At 37.3% G+C, this 2,634-nt stretch carries 3 protein-coding genes; 2 read left to right on the forward strand and 1 reads right to left on the reverse strand.

Features of this window, described 5'->3' with window-relative positions; all coding sequences use genetic code 11:
• The first annotated feature begins 120 nt into the window (after nt 1–120).
• Nucleotides 121–558, forward strand: a complete 438-nt coding sequence (locus tag G4P69_RS33385; protein WP_208354115.1) for a hypothetical protein — start codon at nt 121–123, stop codon at nt 556–558.
• Here the strand turns inward: G4P69_RS33385 and G4P69_RS33390 are convergent.
• Nucleotides 529–2,304 (reverse strand): KAP family P-loop NTPase fold protein, encoded by a 1,776-nt coding sequence (locus G4P69_RS33390; RefSeq protein ID WP_208354117.1) that lies wholly within the window; start codon nt 2,302–2,304, stop codon nt 529–531. The two genes, G4P69_RS33385 and G4P69_RS33390, sit on opposite strands and share 30 nt — an antisense overlap.
• Nucleotides 2,305–2,415: 111 nt before the next feature.
• Here G4P69_RS33390 and G4P69_RS39685 point away from each other — a divergent pair.
• On the forward strand, nt 2,416–2,634 hold a 219-nt coding region (locus G4P69_RS39685), incomplete at its 3' end, for an enoyl-CoA hydratase-related protein (RefSeq protein ID WP_243903121.1).

The following is a 2,634-nucleotide window of genomic DNA, read 5'->3' on the forward strand; positions in this document are numbered from 1 at the left end:
AAAACCTACGCAGTATTGAGAGTGAAGTAGAAGTTTGACAGCTTGTCTTTTGACATGAGTACTGATTTAGCCGATAATCGATTTTTTACATAACAAATGCAGCGCAGTTGTAGAAATTTTATGCTCCGCCCGTGTTTATATAAAAATTTAGTACTAGTAATACTTTCAATTTTCATTGCAACACCTGTTGCTGCTCACACGGTAAAGGTATCAGAGAATGTCGGTGGTCTACTGCATATAGAACCTCAAGACAATCCACGAGCTGGTGAATCAGCTAAAATTTGGATCGTGCTGACTCGTCACGGGGGCGAAACCATTCCCCTTGAAAAATGTAACTGTCAGTTATCTATCTACCCAAAACCCCATACTAAAGGCAATACTCCACTACTAAAACCAACTTTACAAGCAATAACAGCAGAGAAGTACCGTGGTGTTCCTGGTGCTGACGTTGTATTTCCTAAAGCAGGAGCCTACGAGATAGAGATTAGCGGCACTCCAAAACCTGGAGCTAGTTTCAAGCCGTTTAAGTTATCCTACACTGTTAATGTCAGTTCCTGAATTATCACCGTTGTCCGGTGAACATTTTTGATGCTGCTTTTGGGCAATCATTCCTTCAAGTTCCTTAAGGTGCTGTGCGCTTAGAAGAAATTCGTCTTTTAAGGAAATTTTTATCTCATTAAGAATTCTTGATATTACTTCACCTTCAGAAACAGAAGTTTCCAGTATCTGAAAACGCGTAGGTTCATCTAATCGGCTTAAAAGTTGTGAGATAATATGACTGATGCGGACTTCATTACTAAAATCAAATATTGTGGTAGGTTCGTCTTCAGGAATTAATAGCTGTTCACCAACCTCAAGAAAAGCTTTAACAATTCCAGGAATGCTTTCTTGAGGAATTTCTTGACCAGTATAATTCTCCAATTCTTCTAAAAATGCTCTGAGTTGTGTTGTGCCGTCAGGACGTTTTTGATTAGCGAGTTCTGTAAGCTTTTGGGCAAATGTCTTCTCATCTGAAGATAAAGCAAAAATTGCATCAATTTGAGTCTGAAATAATTTACTTTCCCCTAAAGCTAACCTAAAGTAGATAGAAAACTTTTCTGGGCAGCATATACGCAATTTGTTACACCATTCCAATTCGGTTTCTTCAACATAAGAATACTTACTGCCCCAAACAACACTCAATTTTGGAAAAAGAAACATCAGTATTTTTTGGACAGGTTGTTTATCTTCATTTTTAAGCTGGGCTGTCCAGGAGTTAAGGATATTTTTAATTTCATCAATCGAAGAATTTTGTTTTCCAAGAAAAGCATTTTTATTGTTACGGATAGTGTCGTATATAATGGGGCAAAATACTCGTAGTGACTCTAGAGCTATGTAATCAATAGGGTTCACTTCACCTTTCACTGTTGGATATGTTAGTGAAAGATTTTCAATCAAACGAACGATATCGCGCAAGCTTGTAATAAAATGGTCTATGCCTTCATAGTAAATATTTCTCCAGTAATTTGACACAAAGAGTTCTTCTGACAGATCAAATATAACGTTATTAAGTTTTTCAAAAAATATTCTACGTAATGAAGTTTTATCTGGTTTCGGTAGCTCAAAATCTACTTGAATAATTTGGTCAAGGTATGCTTCTGATGTCTGTTTTGTTTCTGTAAGTGCTTTGAGAACAACTTCTTTATTAAAAGCTAGGACATAGATAATATTAGTAAAACTTGGAATTGCTTTTAGTAAACGAAATAGCTGTTGAATTTCCTCAGTAGAAAGTCTGTCAATATCGTCAATTGCTACAACTATTCGTTTATCTTGATTGACTAGCTTTTCCTCGACTTCTTCTTTTAACTCAGGAGTTTCTTTTTCCTGTGCCTCAAATAATGTTGCTAGTGCCGTACCAGCTTGAGAGTAAGGTAAAGAAGTTTGCCCAACAGCTTTTGCAAAATCGCCTATCCGTTCTTTTAAACCTTTCGATACTGATGATATTCTGCTTATAACATTTCGTATTTGCTCAAAAAAGCGCTTTGTAATATCTTGAGAGCCAGAAAATAACAAAGGGTTAAACGGTACAATAATTGGTCGTTCGTCTTCTGGCTTTTCCTGAAGATAGTGAATGAGAAAATTCATCAGTGTCGATTTGCCGGAATTCCAAGAACCGTACACCGCAATCACAAACCCTTCAGTAATCGTCATGTTACAAATACTGTCTGCCAAATACTTAGCAAAGGTTGCATAACCCAGTCTGTCTTTTTCGGGATCACTTAAGGAATGTTTTTCCGTGAAGTCGTCAGCTTGTGTTTGTGGCATACCGAGCTTTTTTATTTTTACTGGTGCAGGATTATGCTGACACAATTATTAAGTCGACATGTCCCACCCTAAGATACAATTCTCAAGCTGAAGTCTCATTTTATTTTGGAAATGCAAATTAACTGGCAACCAGCCAAAACATACGAAGATATCCTTTATGACAAAGCTGATGGCATTGCTAAGATCACCATCAACCGTCCTCATAAACGCAACGCCTTTCGTCCCAAAACCATTTTTGAACTATACGATGCTTTTTCTGACGCTCGTGAAGATCTCAGTATTGGTGTTGTATTATTCACCGGTATGGGACCACATACTGATGGGAAGTAC

Source organism: Aetokthonos hydrillicola CCALA 1050, assembly GCF_017591665.1.
Taxonomy (GTDB): domain Bacteria; phylum Cyanobacteriota; class Cyanobacteriia; order Cyanobacteriales; family Nostocaceae; genus Aetokthonos; species Aetokthonos hydrillicola.

Coding starts and splice junctions, on each gene's coding strand:
- G4P69_RS33385 (WP_208354115.1), top strand. CDS start 121: ATGCTCCGCCCGTGTTTATATAAAAATTTAGTACTAGTAATACTTTCA.
- G4P69_RS33390 (WP_208354117.1), bottom strand. CDS start 2,304: ATGCCACAAACACAAGCTGACGACTTCACGGAAAAACATTCCTTAAGT.